Source organism: Bacillus sp. NPDC060175, from assembly GCF_042728695.1.
GTDB lineage: Bacteria > Bacillota > Bacilli > Bacillales > Bacillaceae_G > Bacillus_A.
Window position 1 is genome coordinate 26,395 of record NZ_JBHWYR010000011.1, and the last position, 15,833, is coordinate 42,227.

Sequence of the window (15,833 nt, forward strand, 5' to 3'; positions counted from 1 at the left end):
GCTATTTAATATAAATTTCTTTTTCAATTTCTACTAACTGCTTTTGTAGCTCTTCTTTACTTTGTTCGTATAGTGATACATCAATTGTTTCAGCTAAAGCGAATAATATACTTTCATAATAATTCTCAACATCTTGCTGCATCACTTTTTGGAGTAGCTTCCATTTTGCATCCCACTCTTGCTTATAATGATGAACGAATAAATCTTCTTCATCAACTACATAGTTTGATACGAAAGGTTCTAACACTCCTTTAGCGTCTTCTTGCATAAAAGCTTTATCATTTTTTTCAAAAAAGCTTTTCTCATTTTTAAAATGTGCTAGTGCCTTTTTAAAATCTTTTATTTCTATTGAAGGAAACGGCTCTTTATGTGTAATAACTTTATATTCATAATCCACTGTTCCACCCAGAGAAATCGATTCATTTTCCACTTTACAATTCACAACAATTTCATTCTTTGCACACTTCATCGCTTCATCTATCCATTTTTCAAGACGTAATGATGTCGCACGCATTTCTTGTAATAAATCATGTTGAATAAATGAAACTAATTCCATTACACATTGTTGCAACTGCATTTTCACATTTCCATCTGTTCGTAACGAAGCCGGATTAATAAATTCAGTAAACACATCGTTATAGCGTAAAAATAGACGTTGGTGTACATAGTAAAGCAATTCTTTCACTTCATTTTGCATTGCTTGCTCTTCAGCAAGTACACTATATGATGAAATAATATGAAGTAGCTGATCACGCTCTGCTTCATATTTTTTTGTTTGCTTCTCTTTCTCATCATTTCCCTGCTTCGCGCCATTTATCATATTTACAAGAAGCTGATTCGCTCCTTGCAATGCACCATATAAAGCATGCACAGATACAAGCATTAAATCCCTCATCATAAAGGACGTAAATGATTCTTCAAACTTAGCAATCCCAGAGTTTTGTAAAATACCATATTTTTCTTTATCAATACTTTTCCCTTGCTTTTCTTCAAGCGCACATAAACTTGAAATTGCAAATAAACGTGGATTTCTAATACCGTATTGCAAGAGTTGATCCGCAATATAGCCTTTTACCATTTCAAGTTCTTCTTCGGATTGTGCTAAATCGGCAGCATTTATTAAGAAGAACATTTTATCAAGTGCAAATGTATCCTTTACACGACCGAGCTGAATTAAAAATTCACGATCTGCACGAGAGAAAACATGATTATAGTATGTTACGAATAAAATAGCATCTGCGTTTTTAATATACTGGAATGCAACATCCGTATGGCGCGCGTTAATAGAATCCGCCCCTGGTGTATCTACAAGAGCTACTCCTTGCCTTGTTAAAGCACAATCATAATAAAGCTCCATATACTCAACAAAGCATGATTTTTCTTCATTAGCTACATAATCAGAGAACTCCTCTAACGTAACTTGTACTTGTTCCCCTAAATGATCAGCAACTGCCTCATATCCTTTTTGTACCGCTCGTAAAAAGCTAAATGTTGTTTTTTGCTTCCCGCTTGGTGAAGGATATTTCATAATTTTATCAATTTGCGTTAACGCTTCTTCCAATGTGGCAATTTCATAGTGAAACATTTTATAAACAGCTTTCATATCTTCTAACAGCGCTTGCTCTGACTTAAACTGGACAATTACCGTTCCATGTGGTTTCTCTTCTGTAACTGGCAAAATTTGATTTATTGTTGCTGTCGTTGGGTTTGGCGATACAGGAAGTACCTTTTCACCGAGCAATGCGTTAGCAAATGATGATTTTCCAGCACTAAAAGCTCCAAATAACGCTACTGTAAATTGCTTCGTTTCTACACGCTGTCTTTTTCCAACTACTTCTTGCTGTAAATGTTTCAGTGTAGGCAATGGATCTAATATCGTTTCAGCTTTCTTCACTTTTTCTAATATACGCTGAATATTTAAAACTTTCGTTCCTTTAATCTCTTCTTCACTAGCCGCTACGTTATCATTTACAATTTCTTGCTCTTGTAGTGTAAACTTCTCACTAACAACTTGTTTTTTACTTTGTAATATTTCGTCTATTTGCAATCCATCTGGTATAGAAACATGTTCATTCCAAATATTTCCTAAATAGCTCTCATATTCCTCATATGTCTTAATGTATTGTAGTTTTGTTTCTTTGGCTGTTTGTAACATCGTGTATTTTTCAATCTCTTCTTCAATACGAGCAATCTCTATCTTCACTTTCTTCTGCAATATACCCGTACTTTTCCCAAAGATTTGCTGAGATTTCATAAAGTATCTTTTCTTTAACTCATTTGCAACGTCAGCAGTATAAAGAAGTAAGTAATCACCGGTAAATCCAGCCCCTTGTTTAATTGTTTCAGCCAACACTTCCGGTCCGAAAGCAATCTCTAACGCATATATGTCTTTCCCTATTTCTTCTGTAAATAACCCTTCTTCTTTTAAGAAGGCTACAATAAATTCTTTCACATGAAAATCAAGTTGCGTTTCAACAGTCTTTTGAAGAGCAGAATAAAAAGCATCTACACGTCTCTGTTTTTCTTGCTCCGTCTTGCCTTTCGCAAATAACAAACCAACTTTAAACTTCGTTAATTTCGTTTCTAAATATTTATTTGCCAATTCTCTCATTTCAAATGGCATTAAATACGCGTTATCTAATATGGCTTGTAAACCTTTTATAAATTCATTTCTCACATCAGATTCTTTACTAGCCACGCGATTTTTATTTTCAGTTAACTCTTCCTTTTTTTCAACTATCTCTGAAAGTGACAATGGTGATGTTAATTCTTCTTCATATTTCATGAGATATTTTTCATTTTCAGAAAGAATAAACGAACAATGTTCTTGCAGTAAATATTCTGTTTCTCGCTCCATTCCCTTTCTTACATACTGCTCTTTTTCTTTCATGATAGAAAAGATTAATGCTTCTAAACTTTGAATTTCATTGTATGGATGGTTCATCATTCGCAATGATGTATAAAAAATCCCATCTACTTCAATATCCCAGTTAGAAAAAGACTGTTTTACACTATCTCTATACTCTTCAAACGATAACTCATTTGCTTTATGTTTATCTATTTGGTTTACAACGAGATAAACCGTTTTATTACGTTGTTTCAATTCTTTAACAAATTGTAAGTTAACCTCTGATTGGACATGGTTATAATCCATCATATAGAAAATAACATCTGCTAGATGCAGTGTTGATTCTGTCGCTAATTGGTGGGCATCATCCGTAGAATCAATTCCGGGCGTATCAACTAACATAACCCCATCAGGAATTGGCGCATCATTTCGATAAATATGAACACCAATTACTTCATCACCGTCTTTACATATTTGTTTTAATTCTTCTGCTGAATATGCGCCGTCATATTCATACTGTTCTCCAGACTTAATCGTTACAACTACGCGATCAGATCCTCTTTCAATTTTAACAACGTTAGCACTCGTTGGAATCGGACTTGTCGGTAATAATTGCGCTTTATATAGGTGATTCATCATTGTCGATTTCCCAGCAGAAAAATGACCACAAAAAGCTAGCATAAGCTGCTCTTGTTTATATTTTTGAATCACTTCAAACAACTTCAAACTATTCTCTACATCGCCGTTTTTTTGCCACTCTTCATAAAAACAAACAAGTTTTTTCATACCGTTTGTCTGTACTATGTTTGTCATCCCCTTGTTCCCCTTTATCCAAGATGTATATACTTTATCCCGCTATTTGTGGGCAGTAAAAACCCGTTTCGTGCAGGCTAATAATCAGTGAGGGATAGACCTCCCCGCTGATTAAAGTTTCACTTTATTATCATACTAAATTTTCAGCATATTCACATCAAAAATAAAAAATCCCTTTCATTCTTTTTACAAATGAAAGGGATTTTATGTAATATTATTCATTTTGTTGTTCCTACTCCATTTAATACATACTTTGTAACACCAACATATATAGCAATCGTTCCTGCAACAAGTGCATACACCATATTAACACACCAACCTTTTTTGATAATGATTATCACTTTTGAATACATTTTATCATTAAAGAGAATCATTATCAACAATTTTCTAAAAAAGAAAGCTCCTTCGGGAAAAGGAGCTTTACTGCCTGTTTTAAAGAAGTTTAAAACTTGCTGTGCACTCTTATTATATCTCATAATACACATCTTAACAGTTTTAAAAATTGGAAATAACCTATATACCCTCTCCTTTACATTTTGTATAATAAAAGGGAATTACTTAACAAGGAGGAAAATAATGACACAAAATCTCACGCAAGGCGAGAGGATACACTCAATTGATATTATTAGAGGAATAGCTGTACTCGGTATTTTTCTTGTTAACTGGCCAGTTATCGCTGGTGTTGATTCTCGGGACATTTCCGGCGTTTATGATGGATTAGACAGCTATATTCGCTTATTTTATGACATGTTTATTCAAACGAAGTTTTATACTATTTTTTCATTTTTATTCGGATTAGGTTTTTATATCTTTATGAATCGTGCTGAGGCGAAAACAGATCGTCCGAAAACTTTATTTGTTCGCCGCTTGCTCATTTTATTATTATTTGGTTTCTTGCATTACGTTCTTTTATGGGACGGAGACATCTTACATAGTTATGCAATCGCTGGATTTTTCTTATTGTTATTTTATAAGAGAGAACCTCGTACTATTTTGATTTGGGCATTAGTTTTACTAAGTATTTTTCAATTTTTCATGCTAATCGCTAGTATAGTGGTTGCATTAGTACCAAAGGCAGAGTTAGGGTTTTCCTTACCGATCATGCCACTTGAAGACTGGGTGTCACAAATACAAAATCGTTTCCATGCATTTTATTCTGAAGGAATTGGACTAAATGTATTCATGCTCCCAGAAACAGTTGGACTATTTTTACTTGGTTTATACGCCGGCAAAAAAGATATTTTCCGCCGCACGAAAGAGTTAGATCCAAAGCTTAAAAAATGGCAAATCATTATGTTCATTTTGACATTACCAATGTGGTTCTTCATGGTCCGTTACTTCTTATCAAAACCATCTTATGAACCATTTTATATGCAGGCCTTTACAATGTTTAGCGGGAAAACATTATTCATCTTCTACATTTTCACGCTGATGCGCTTATTACAAAAAGAAAAATGGCAAGCATTATTACGTCCATTCCAATACGTTGGACGAATGGCGTTAACAAATTACATCTCACATACAATTATTACATTACTTGTATTCGGTCTAGTGTTCAAAAATTATTATCCTGCTCCATTATGGGTGGGACCACTATTTTGCATTAGCTTCTACATATTACAAATTTTTATTAGCCGTTGGTGGCTTTCACGTTGCCAATACGGGCCACTTGAGTACATTTGGCGCCTTGGTACGTACGGTAAAATGATGCCACTTAAAAAGAAAAGCAAGGTCTCCTAATGAGACCTTGCTTTTCTATGCTTCTCTTACTGCATTTTGCATCGGAACTGGCTCTTCTTTCACTTTACGCTGCGGCACCATATTAAATACAATATTTAAAAGTACTGCTGATGCACTTCCAAGTACAATCCCGTTATCTGTTAAAATTCGAATGTTTTCAGGAAGCTGTGAGAATAAAGTTGGAACGACTGTAACACCAAGTCCGATTCCGACAGAACATGCAACAATTAATAAATTTTCTTGTTTACCAAAATCAACACTACTTAACATTTTAATGCCATACGCCATAACCATACCGAACATTGCGAGCATTGCACCACCAAGTACTGATTTCGGAATGATTGTTGTAATAGCTGCGATTTTTGGAATGAACCCAAGAACAATTAACATACCGCCGCAAGTATAAATAATAACGCGATTTCTAACTCCAGTTAATTGAACAAGTCCTACGTTTTGAGAGTATGTTGTATATGGAAATGCGTTGAAAATACCACCTAACACCATCGCTAATCCTTCTGCACGATATCCTTTTGTTAATTCTTTTTCACCAATCTTTTTATTGCAAATATCAGATAATGCAAAATATACACCTGTTGCTTCCACAATCCCTACGCAAGCAACGAGAATCATCGTAATAATTGGCGTTAATTCAAATGTTGGTGTACCGAAGTAAAACGGCTGAATACCATGGAACCAATCTGCCTCTCCAACCGCTTGCAAGCTTACTTTTCCCATAAATGCTGCAACGATTGTACCGAACAAAAGACCTAATAAAATAGAAATAGAACGTATAAAACCATCAAAGAAACGATACATAATGATGATAAATAATAATACTCCAAATGCTAACGCTAAGTTTTCAAGACTTCCGAAATCTTTGCTTCCTACTCCGCCAGCCATATCATTAATCGCTGCTGGAACAAGTGTAACTCCAATTACGGTAACAACAGACCCTGTTACGACAGGGGGAAATAATTTTACAAGCTTTCCAAATAATTTCGCAAAAATAACAACAAACAAACCGGCAGCAATAATTGCTCCATAAATAGAAGACACGCCGTATTGTTTCCCAATTGCAATCATCGGCCCAACCGCTGTAAATGTACAACCTAGTACAACTGGAAGTCCAATACCGAAAAAGCGATTTGATAATGCTTGTAAAATTGTTGCAACGCCGCACATTAATAAATCAATTGAGACTAAATATGTTAACTCTTTTTGATTTAAGCCAAGTCCGCCGCCCACAATAAGTGGAACAATAATTGCACCCGCATACATAGCAAGCATATGCTGCATACCTAGCGATGCGATTTTAAATGGATGTTGCTTCATCGCTTATTTCACCTCCGCAGTTTCTTGCTGTACAAATGTAACTGTGCCGTTATCAAGTGATGCAATTTCTGCTAGTGATTCAACACGAACACCCTGTTCACGCAGCTTCTTTCCTCCATCTTGAAATGCTTTTTCAATAACAATGCCAATTCCCGCAATACTTGCTTCGGCTTGCTCTACTAAGCTCATTAAACCTAAAGCAGCCTGACCATTTGCTAAAAAGTCATCAATAATTAGTACATGATCATTTTCATCGATATGATTTCGAGATAATGAAATCTCGTTCGTTTCTTGTTTTGTAAATGAGTATACTTTCGCAACATACATATTATCTTGTAACGTTAACGATTTACGCTTTCTTGCAAAAACTACTTTTACACCAAGCTCTAAAGCAGCCATAACCGCTGGTGCAATGCCTGAAGATTCAATCGTTACGATTTTTGTAATGTTCTCTTCTTTAAAACGCTTAGCAAATTCTTTTCCGATTTCTTGCATAAGTACTGGATCAATTTGATGATTTAAAAATGCATCTACCTTTAATACATCACCAGATAAAACCTTTCCTTCGTTCAAAATCTTTTCTTGTAATACTTTCATGTTAGTTCCTCCTCTTATGCAAATAAAAAACTCCAAAAGCCGCCACCACTCGTTACAAGTGAGAGACGTGCTTTTGGAGTTTCGCAAAAAAGAATGCTAAACAAGCAAATATATTCGTCCTCACTCATAGTCAAAGTATTTACGGTACTTCGGTAGAAACTTGCAGGCCATATCCCCGCGATTATATGAGTGTAGCTAACTTATTTATTTATAGAAGGATTATAACGCACTTTTTTCACTTTGAAAAGCATTTATCGTAAAAACACGTACAAATTTTATAAAAATACCATTTTCGTTCGAGTTTTTCAAACTCTTACCTATCATATTACAACGTCGTTAATATGATAGGCCCATCCTTCGTAATCGCAATTGTATGCTCATATTGTGCAGATAATTTCCCATCCAGCGTCCTTGCAGTCCATCCGTTTAAATCTACTTTAGAATATCGCATACCGGCATTTACAATAGGTTCAATTGTAATTACCATTCCTTCTTGTAATTCTGGTCCTTGCCTTGGCTTACCAAAATGAAAAATTGCTGGTTCCTCATGAATTTCTTTACCAATTCCATGTCCAGTAAAGTCTCTTGCAACAGAAAACCCTTCAGAAGCTACATAACTTTCAATTGCGTATCCAATATCTCCAACATGGTTACCACTTATCGCTTGCTCAATTCCTTTATATAAAGCACTCTCTGCTACTAACAATAACCTTTTTGCTTCATCAGAAATATCTCCAACTATATACGTCCATGCAGAATCCGAGAGCGCACCATTTAAGTTTACTACCATGTCAATTGTCACAATATCTTCTTCACTTAAAGGAACATCTGTTGGAAACCCATGACACATTTCATTGTTCACAGATGCACATATTGCGTATGGATAATCGTTATACCCTTTCTGTTCGGACCTGGCACCATGCTTTTCTAAATATGCTTCAACAAACGTATCGATTTCTTGTGTAGTGATACCTGGTTTCATCATTTTTGCAATTTCTCTATGACAAGAAGCTAGTAACTTCCCAGATTCATGCATCAAATCTATTTCATTTTTCGTTTTAATTGTAATCATACTACCTCTCCTTACTAAACTTGCTATTTGCTACTAAACTTCAATCATACACATCCTCTTCCAAAATTTCAAAACTTCTAATTACAACAAGTACAAAAACAAAAATCATTTATTTCTACATCAAAATAAAAAAACAGAAGCCCCCTTCTGTTTCTTAATCATTTTTACATATATAATTCATTTTCAAAAACTCAAAACAACTGCCATTCGTTTTTTGAATAAACGTCCCAACTGCTTCGAACCCTGCTTTTTTATATACTTTGATTGCCCTTTCGTTAAATGCCGCTACTGATAATGTTATATAGTCACATTTATATTTTTCTTTACTAAAATCTAACCCAGCTTTTACGAACTGTAAACCTAATCCATTTCCTGTTATATCAGGTCTCATTCCAAGTCCTATATCAATCGTTTGATTATTTATTTTACCAAAACTAAAGAAGCCAATTATACTATCGTTTTCTTTCACGACAAATGTAGTATTTCCTCTCATATGAGCATTTAAAAACTCCACTAAATCTTCTTGATCTGCCTCTATATCATAAAAAGAATACTCCCCTTCATAATGCCAGTTGTATGCAATTTCTTCCGCTTCCGTTTGCGACATTACTGTAAACATATAGCCCATTTCTCTCACTCCCTCATAAAAAAGAGCTGCAATTAAGCAGCTCCTGTTTTATAACTCATAAATCTCTTTATATTTAGCTTCTAAATAATCAGCTAAGTAGTTTGCATTTAAACCTTCACCTGTCACATCTTTTAAAATTTCAAGTGGTTTTTTCGTTTTGCCGTATTGGTGAATATTCTCTGTTAACCATTCACGAATTGGCGTCACGTTTCCTTCTTCTAGTAATGCATCAAAGTTTGGAATATCCTTTAGCATCCTTTGTTTAAATTGCGCTGCATACATATAACCAAGCGCATAAGATGGGAAATATCCAAACGAACCACCAGCCCAGTGAACATCTTGTAATACACCTTGTGCGTCATTCTCTGGACGAATACCTAAATAAGTTTCCATCTTATCATTCCATGCCGCTGGTAAGTCTTTTACTTGCAGTGTGCCATCAAATAATTCTTTCTCCAGCTCATAGCGAACCATAACATGAAGCGGATATGTAAGTTCATCTGCTTCTATACGGATAAAGGATGGTTTTGACTCATTAATCGCATCATAAAACTCGTCTACTGATACGCCGTCAAATTGACCGTCACTATATCGCTTTAACAAATCATAGTTTTTCTTCCAGAACGACTTATTACGGCCAATGAAGTTTTCAAAGAATAACGATTGTGACTCGTGAATTCCCATTGATGTTCCACTGCAAAGCGGTGTTCCTTCTAGTTCCTCTGCAACATTTTGCTCATATACAGCATGACCACATTCATGAATCGTGCCGAAAACAGCCATACGGAAGTCTTTCTCATCGTAACGAGTCGTAATACGAACATCCCCTCTATTTAATGTAATTTCAAAAGGATGTACCGTTTCATCAAGACGACCCGCTTCAAAGTTATAGTTCAATTGTTTTAATAACTCTAAAGTAAAATTCTTTTGTTTTTCTTTTGAAAAATGTTCAGCTAAAGCATTTGTTTTTAATTCTTTTTTAGACTCAGAAATTTCTTTCACAAGCGGAACGATACGTTCACGCAGTTGACCAAATACATGATCTAACACTTCTACTGTGATTCCCGGCTCATACATGTCTAATAGCGTGTTATATTTGTACGTTTCGTAACCCCAATATGTAATAAACTTCTTTTTGAATTCAACAATTTTTTCTAAATACGGACGGAACATTTCGAAGTCAGATTTTTCGCGAGCTTCTTCCCATACACTTTCCGCTTTCGCTTCTAATTTCACATACGCTTCATATTCCGCTTGTGGAATTTTCTTATTTCTATCATATTCTTTCCGACACTCTTCAACCATTTTCTTTGTCGTTTCAGAAAGTTTATTTTCAACAATTAAAGATTCTAGTTCAGTTAAATAGTTCCCCATCTCATCTGAAGTCGACATCGCAAACACTTCGGATGAAAGCATTCCAATTACTTCTGAACGCTGGTCTACTCCTTGCTTTGGTGCACCTGTTCTTAAATCCCAAAACATTAAGCTTAATGCTTCTCCGTAATTCTCTATCTTCTTCACATATGTTAAAAATTGTTTTTCTACTTCATATGTAGCAACTGTCATAGTATAAAAAACCTCCTTTTTCTACCTCAACCTTATTTCGACATTAAAACATAAATTCCTTTTCTAATAGAAAAAAAGCTTGGCAAGTGCCAAACTTTTCCCTACAACATTTTTTCGCTTAAAGTACTTTTCCTTCTACCGGAAGCACTTTCTTCACTGCTTCTATCACTTTTTCATCTTCATTATCTGATAAGAATAATGATATAGCACCTTTATCTTCACTTGTACGAATTAAACGTCCAATTCCTTGACGAAGACGTAAAATCATATAAGGCACATCTACATCCCAGAACGGATCATTTACATGTTTACGTTTCGCTTCAAACACAGGATCGTTTGGAGGGAATGGTAATGACCAAATAATAACGTGTGATAATGATGAACCAGGAATATCTAAACCTTCCCATAAATGCACAGCACAAAGTACAGTCTCTTCTTCATTTTGGAAACGAGAAACGAGCTGACTAATTTCCTGATCCCCTTCATATAAGAACGGAACCGACATTTGCTCTTTACTTACATACTCTTTGAACGCTGCAAGTTCTTGCATTGTACGGAATAATACAAGCGTACGTCCATTTGTTTTCTGGATATTTTCAAGTGTATATTGACACTTTCTTTCCCATTCATTTTCTTTCGTATGCGATAGTAAGTTTACTGCCATTTGCTCTTCATAATCAAACGGTGAGGCAACTGAGAATGATAAATAATCTTTTACCCCTAGACTATTTGCTGTAAATGCGAACGAATCGTTATCCGATAATGTTGCAGATGAGAAAATGTACGGAATTTTCTTCGAGAATACTTTTTCTTGTAACACTTCTTCAACTGCACGTGGCATAATAACTAATGTGAAAGCACCATCACTTTCTTCACCCCACGTAATTACATTTTTCTCGTGCATGAAAAGACGAAGTGAATGCTCTAACACATCTAAATGCTCATCAACAATATTTAAATCGTATGTGTTTACTGTATGCATTTCACTTTCAAATACTAATGCATCACCGACTTCACCGATTTTCGCATAAAGTCTTTTCGCTTCTGCAGTTACCTTTTCTGTCACAGTAATTTCTAAACGATCAGAACCTTCAATTTCCTTTTTATTCTCTTGTAGTACCCCAAAGAATTGTTCAGTTTGCCAAATTGTTTCTTCTACTAAATGTGCGAACTCTTCACGAATATCGTTTTGTAATAATCTCGTTAAAAGTTGCTCCATCATCGTTTGCTTTAAACGATATGTTAAAGCTTTTTGCGCTGCATACTCTACAAGATGCCCTTCATCAAATACAACACAGCTACTTTCAGGTAACAATGGAATTTGCCCTTCACGTTTACGTGCATCATATGTCCAAATATGATCCATATAGAAGTCTTGAGAACAAATAATTAAATCTGCAGCTTTACGATAATGTTCACGAGAAAGTGTTTGACCACAACGATGACGAGAATCACAAGTGAAGCAATCTTGGAAGTAATCCCAGTTTACCTTTGACCATTCCTCGTCATTTAGCAGTGGAAATTCTTTTCGATCACCATAGTGAGTAAAGTTCTGCATCGTACCATGATCGAATACGAACTGAGGTAACTCGTAATATACATCTTCAATTACTTCTGGAGCTCGTCCACTCATAACATCTTCAAGTTTACGCAAACATAAATAATTATCCATTGATTTCGCAAGTCTAACATCAACAGATAGCCCTAATGCTTCAGATAACTTAGCAATGTCTCCTTCTTCTTTCACAAGCTGCTCAATTAACGTTTCATCTGCACAAGCGATAATAGCTGGCTTCCCTGTATAACGTGCATAACAAATTGCATATAGAAGATATACAATTGTTTTCCCTGTTCCTACACCTGCTTCTGCAAACATAACTTTTTTCTCTTGGAAAGCGCGCTCTAACTGAAACGCCATAAAAATCTGTTCATCACGCTCTTCAAAGCCTTTTTCCGGAAGAATGTCGTAAAACACATCTCCAATCCACTCATTCAACTTATCATAAAAATTATCTTGTTTTCCTACTTCAAATGGTAACCTATTCTCAGTAAACATCCTTAGCCTCCAACCAAACAGTTTTTCTATAAAAAGATATAGCAACTGCTACTCACATGTGTGCAGCCACTTTCCCCTGTTGCAATACATAGAAATACACGAAAAAAAATTTCCCTTTCGAAAAAGGAAAATTTTTTTCTATATTAATGACTTTAAATACCGTTTATCAATCGCTGTTTCATGTGAAAGAGCTGACAAATATTCTTCCTGCGCTTTTTGTATTTCATCTACAATCGCACCTTGACTATCCACTTCTTTTCCGAGCTCATCATACGTACGGTGAATAGCTTTTTGAATCATTGATAATTGGAAACTATCCATACCACTTCCTCCTTTACGCATTACATAATAGCCAGTATATGCGCGCTGGAGGAGTTTTATACTATGAATTACGCGGTGGACGTTTTCCGAAGTATTGATAGTAATCTGTACGGATAAATCCGTTAAACAGTTTACGCTTTTTCGATGCATCTTTTCCGTAACACTTCTCAAATGCTTCATAACTTGTTAATAAATACATTGACCACGTATCTAATGGGCGGAATACCTCTCCCGTTTCTTTATATAATTTTTCAACAAGCGCTCTTTCACTTAAACGTTCTCCGTATGGAGGATTCGTTACAACATAGCCATATTCCTCTTTTGTCGTGAAATCTTTTACTTGCATTTGTTTAAATGATATAAGATCCCCTAATCCAACTTCATCTGCGTTATCTTGGGCAACTCTTATCATACGGTGATCGATATCTGATCCAATGATTTGCAATGGTTGATTATAATTTGCTAAATCTTCAGCTTCTTGACGAGCTTCGCGCCAATTTTGTTTACCAACCCAGCCCCATTCATCCGATGCAAAGCCTCTGTTAAATCCTGGTGCGATATTTTGTCCAATTAATGCAGCTTCAATCGGAATTGTACCAGATCCACAGAAAGGATCAACGAAAGGACGATCCGGCTTCCAGTTTGTTAACTTAATTAAAGACGCAGCTAATGTTTCTTTTAAAGGTGCTTCACCTTGCTCAAGACGGTATCCACGTTTATGAAGACCTACACCACTCGCATCGATTGTTAACGTTGCAATATCCTTGAGCATTGCAATTTCAATACGGAATAACGGACCATCTTCTTCAAACCAAGTTGTGCGTCTATACGTTGTTTTTAATTTTTCAACAACAGCCTTTTTAACAATACGTTGGCAGTCTGAAACGCTAAATAATGTTGATTTCAAAGATTTCCCAATAACAGGGAATTCTCCGTTCTCTGGAATATAATCTCCCCAGTTTAACGCTTTTGTTTTTTCAAATAACTCATCGAATGTCGTTGCTTTAAATTCGCCGACTTTAATTTTCACACGGTCTGCAGTACGTAACCATAAATTCGTACGACAAATCGCTTTTTCATCCGCTTCAAACGTCACCTTTCCGTTCTCCACTTCACATTCATAACCAAGATCGCGAACTTCTCGGGCAACTAACGCTTCAATACCCATTGCCGCTGTTGCAATTAAAGTAACTTTTCCCATTTGCATTCACCTCTTATGTATAATCAAACAATAATTAATAACATGTTGTCCTATTAATTATCACATATTACGAAGAATATTCTCATTTACCATTTTAACTCACAATTTATAACTTCATACAAATAAAAAGCCCTCCTCTAACAAAGGAGAGCTGAGTTATTTCATAGTTGGTTCATAACGTTCTGTAAGCCATGTTCTGTTCCTTTGTACTGCAAACGGCCCACGCCTCGTACTCCGGTGGTAATCATCTATCTACAGGTTAATGAAAACCTGTCCTTTCCCATCGTTCATTTCCTTGGAAAAGATTCCCCTACCATTATTTGGGTTTCTCGCTCGTGGGGTTTACCTCGTTCCACTCCTATCATTTCTTCAAGGACTTCGTCACTGTGGCACTTTAAAGGTAGTCAAACCATATCCGAAAGGACTTAGGTTTTTTCCCTGCCGTTAAACCAGCCTCACAGCCAGAATACCCTAGCTTATGACTTGGCTAGGCACGAACACTACAACCATCTCAGGCTGTGCGAGCATGGACTTTCCTCTACAACGTTGGCGTTGCAGCGATTACCCAAACGTTATGACATCCATTAGTATAGTGGAAACAAAAAGATTTTGCAATGTTTTTTTCTATGTAAAATGCTTTAATCTTTTTGTTACCTTAATTTATTCGTATAACTTACTTCCAAATACAGCTTTTTCTAAATTAGATAGACGTTTTAAAATATCCGTATTCGTATTGTTATATACTGGTTGTGCAGCTGGTGTTTGCACTGGTTGCTGCGGAACTTGTGTTGCCGCTACTTTCTGCTCTTCTAATTCACGTTTCAAACGAGCATTTTGTTGTTTTAATTGATCAAATTCCTTATGAAACGCTTCATAATCTTTAATAATCATATCAAGAAACTTATCTACTTCTTCTTGTTGATAACCTCTCATACCTGTTTTAAATTCTTTTTCTAAAATATCTTTCGCTGTTAATTTAATTTTATCCGAAATCATTTTCTTCACCTCAAATTTTTGCCAAAGCTTTCATTAACTAAATTTTTTCAGAAACAATGCCTTTTGTCAATCAAATATACGAGTACTATATTACATATTACTCTGCATTATTCCACTGTTCCTCTTCCATTATATCTTGTAAATCAGAAAAAAGAATGAAATAACTGTGATAATTTTCTATTTCTCCTTTTTTCTTAGCTGCTTCTACAATATATTTAGGGCTCCCAGGCTTTTCTTCATCATATACAGCTAAAAGTGCATCGCTTTTTTCAATAAAAAATTGATTCTTTAATTTAAATTGCTCTGGGCTTTCGTACTTCCGTTTCGTAATACTATCAATGTGATCTGCTTGCGAAAGAATAAATTCGTAATATTCACGGTTATCTTCCTTCCAATTTTCTTCTTGTTCTAAAAAAGGAGTAAATACCGCTAATTTTAAATCTGGATATTCTATTTGAATTTCAAAAACAACTTCAGCAGCCCATAGCTCTACTCCTAACTGGCCGCTAATAATAACCCATTCCAAACCTTCTTCTACAAAAGCAGTTAATTTACGACGCAACAACTTTTTTATCCACTCTACTCCTGGGTGATCATTTTTAAATATTCCAAGTTCAAATGGCTTATACCCTGTTACAGCAACGACCTTCATATCAACACTCC

Annotated in this window: 13 protein-coding genes, 1 other RNA gene and 1 riboswitch; of the genes, 1 reads left to right on the forward strand and 13 read right to left on the reverse strand. The window is 35.5% G+C overall.

Features of this window, described 5'->3' with window-relative positions; all coding sequences use genetic code 11:
- Position 1: 1 nt before the first annotated feature.
- Together ACFWDE_RS08325 and ACFWDE_RS08330 are read right to left on the reverse strand one after the other, a co-directional pair.
- The gene (locus ACFWDE_RS08325) at positions 2-3,661 is read right to left on the reverse strand and encodes a dynamin family protein (protein ID WP_377891442.1); all 3,660 of its coding nucleotides are present in this window, start codon (positions 3,659-3,661) and stop codon (positions 2-4) included.
- 218 nt (positions 3,662-3,879) lie between these two features.
- Positions 3,880-4,137 carry a hypothetical protein gene (locus ACFWDE_RS08330; protein WP_002149265.1) on the reverse strand — a complete coding sequence of 86 codons (258 nt, stop codon included), beginning with the start codon at positions 4,135-4,137 and terminating at the stop codon, positions 3,880-3,882.
- A 100-nt stretch (positions 4,138-4,237) separates the two neighbouring features.
- Here ACFWDE_RS08330 and ACFWDE_RS08335 point away from each other — a divergent pair, with 100 nt between their 5' ends.
- Complete coding sequence (locus ACFWDE_RS08335; RefSeq protein WP_377891444.1) at positions 4,238-5,401, forward strand: DUF418 domain-containing protein; 1,164 nt, start codon at positions 4,238-4,240, stop codon at positions 5,399-5,401.
- A gap of 15 nt (positions 5,402-5,416) precedes the next feature.
- On the opposite strand, the gene pbuX is transcribed toward ACFWDE_RS08335, so the two are convergent.
- The 11 genes from pbuX to ACFWDE_RS08390 form a co-directional block, all read right to left on the reverse strand.
- Positions 5,417-6,733, reverse strand: a complete 1,317-nt coding sequence (gene pbuX, locus ACFWDE_RS08340) for a xanthine permease PbuX (RefSeq protein WP_377891446.1) — start codon at positions 6,731-6,733, stop codon at positions 5,417-5,419.
- A gap of 3 nt (positions 6,734-6,736) precedes the next feature.
- Positions 6,737-7,330, reverse strand: coding sequence for a xanthine phosphoribosyltransferase (locus ACFWDE_RS08345; RefSeq protein ID WP_377891448.1), 594 nt, complete (start codon positions 7,328-7,330; stop codon positions 6,737-6,739).
- Positions 7,331-7,437: 107 nt separating this feature from the next.
- Positions 7,438-7,539, reverse strand: a riboswitch (purine riboswitch).
- Positions 7,540-7,655: 116 nt separating this feature from the next.
- Entirely contained in the window at positions 7,656-8,402 is a 747-nt protein-coding gene (locus ACFWDE_RS08350) for a type I methionyl aminopeptidase (protein ID WP_377891450.1), read from the reverse strand.
- A 154-nt stretch (positions 8,403-8,556) separates the two neighbouring features.
- On the reverse strand, positions 8,557-9,030 hold the full coding sequence (locus tag ACFWDE_RS08355) for a GNAT family N-acetyltransferase (RefSeq protein WP_002201111.1): 474 nt from the start codon (positions 9,028-9,030) through the stop codon (positions 8,557-8,559).
- Positions 9,031-9,078: 48 nt separating this feature from the next.
- The gene (gene ypwA / locus ACFWDE_RS08360) at positions 9,079-10,596 is read right to left on the reverse strand and encodes a carboxypeptidase (protein ID WP_002202592.1); all 1,518 of its coding nucleotides are present in this window, start codon (positions 10,594-10,596) and stop codon (positions 9,079-9,081) included.
- A 118-nt stretch (positions 10,597-10,714) separates the two neighbouring features.
- Positions 10,715-12,652: an ATP-dependent DNA helicase gene (locus tag ACFWDE_RS08365; protein ID WP_002158552.1), complete on the reverse strand. Its 1,938-nt coding sequence runs from the start codon at positions 12,650-12,652 to the stop codon at positions 10,715-10,717.
- A 138-nt stretch (positions 12,653-12,790) separates the two neighbouring features.
- A complete protein-coding gene (locus ACFWDE_RS08370) occupies positions 12,791-12,973 on the reverse strand; it encodes a DUF3921 domain-containing protein (RefSeq protein WP_000376895.1) in 183 nt (60 codons plus the stop codon).
- A gap of 61 nt (positions 12,974-13,034) precedes the next feature.
- Positions 13,035-14,174, reverse strand: coding sequence for a THUMP domain-containing class I SAM-dependent RNA methyltransferase (locus ACFWDE_RS08375; RefSeq protein ID WP_002149278.1), 1,140 nt, complete (start codon positions 14,172-14,174; stop codon positions 13,035-13,037).
- 180 nt (positions 14,175-14,354) lie between these two features.
- An RNA gene (rnpB, locus tag ACFWDE_RS08380) (RNase P RNA component class B) lies at positions 14,355-14,747 on the reverse strand.
- 87 nt (positions 14,748-14,834) lie between these two features.
- Positions 14,835-15,170: a cell division regulator GpsB gene (gpsB, locus tag ACFWDE_RS08385; RefSeq protein WP_377891455.1), complete on the reverse strand. Its 336-nt coding sequence runs from the start codon at positions 15,168-15,170 to the stop codon at positions 14,835-14,837.
- Positions 15,171-15,267: 97 nt separating this feature from the next.
- Positions 15,268-15,822: an SLOG family protein gene (locus ACFWDE_RS08390; protein ID WP_002149284.1), complete on the reverse strand. Its 555-nt coding sequence runs from the start codon at positions 15,820-15,822 to the stop codon at positions 15,268-15,270.
- Between the last annotated feature and the right edge of the window lie 11 nt (positions 15,823-15,833).

Bases quoted from the DNA above. Each gene is read 5' to 3' on its own strand.
- ACFWDE_RS08370 (WP_000376895.1), bottom strand. From the start codon at position 12,973: ATGGATAGTTTCCAATTATCAATGATTCAAAAAGCTATTCACCGTACG.
- ypwA (WP_002202592.1), bottom strand. From the start codon at position 10,596: ATGACAGTTGCTACATATGAAGTAGAAAAACAATTTTTAACATATGTG.
- gpsB (WP_377891455.1), bottom strand. From the start codon at position 15,170: ATGATTTCGGATAAAATTAAATTAACAGCGAAAGATATTTTAGAAAAA.
- pbuX (WP_377891446.1), bottom strand. From the start codon at position 6,733: ATGAAGCAACATCCATTTAAAATCGCATCGCTAGGTATGCAGCATATG.
- ACFWDE_RS08350 (WP_377891450.1), bottom strand. From the start codon at position 8,402: ATGATTACAATTAAAACGAAAAATGAAATAGATTTGATGCATGAATCT.
- ACFWDE_RS08345 (WP_377891448.1), bottom strand. From the start codon at position 7,330: ATGAAAGTATTACAAGAAAAGATTTTGAACGAAGGAAAGGTTTTATCT.
- ACFWDE_RS08330 (WP_002149265.1), bottom strand. From the start codon at position 4,137: ATGAGATATAATAAGAGTGCACAGCAAGTTTTAAACTTCTTTAAAACA.
- ACFWDE_RS08355 (WP_002201111.1), bottom strand. From the start codon at position 9,030: ATGGGCTATATGTTTACAGTAATGTCGCAAACGGAAGCGGAAGAAATT.
- ACFWDE_RS08325 (WP_377891442.1), bottom strand. From the start codon at position 3,661: ATGACAAACATAGTACAGACAAACGGTATGAAAAAACTTGTTTGTTTT.
- ACFWDE_RS08365 (WP_002158552.1), bottom strand. From the start codon at position 12,652: ATGTTTACTGAGAATAGGTTACCATTTGAAGTAGGAAAACAAGATAAT.
- ACFWDE_RS08390 (WP_002149284.1), bottom strand. From the start codon at position 15,822: ATGAAGGTCGTTGCTGTAACAGGGTATAAGCCATTTGAACTTGGAATA.
- ACFWDE_RS08335 (WP_377891444.1), top strand. From the start codon at position 4,238: ATGACACAAAATCTCACGCAAGGCGAGAGGATACACTCAATTGATATT.
- ACFWDE_RS08375 (WP_002149278.1), bottom strand. From the start codon at position 14,174: ATGGGAAAAGTTACTTTAATTGCAACAGCGGCAATGGGTATTGAAGCG.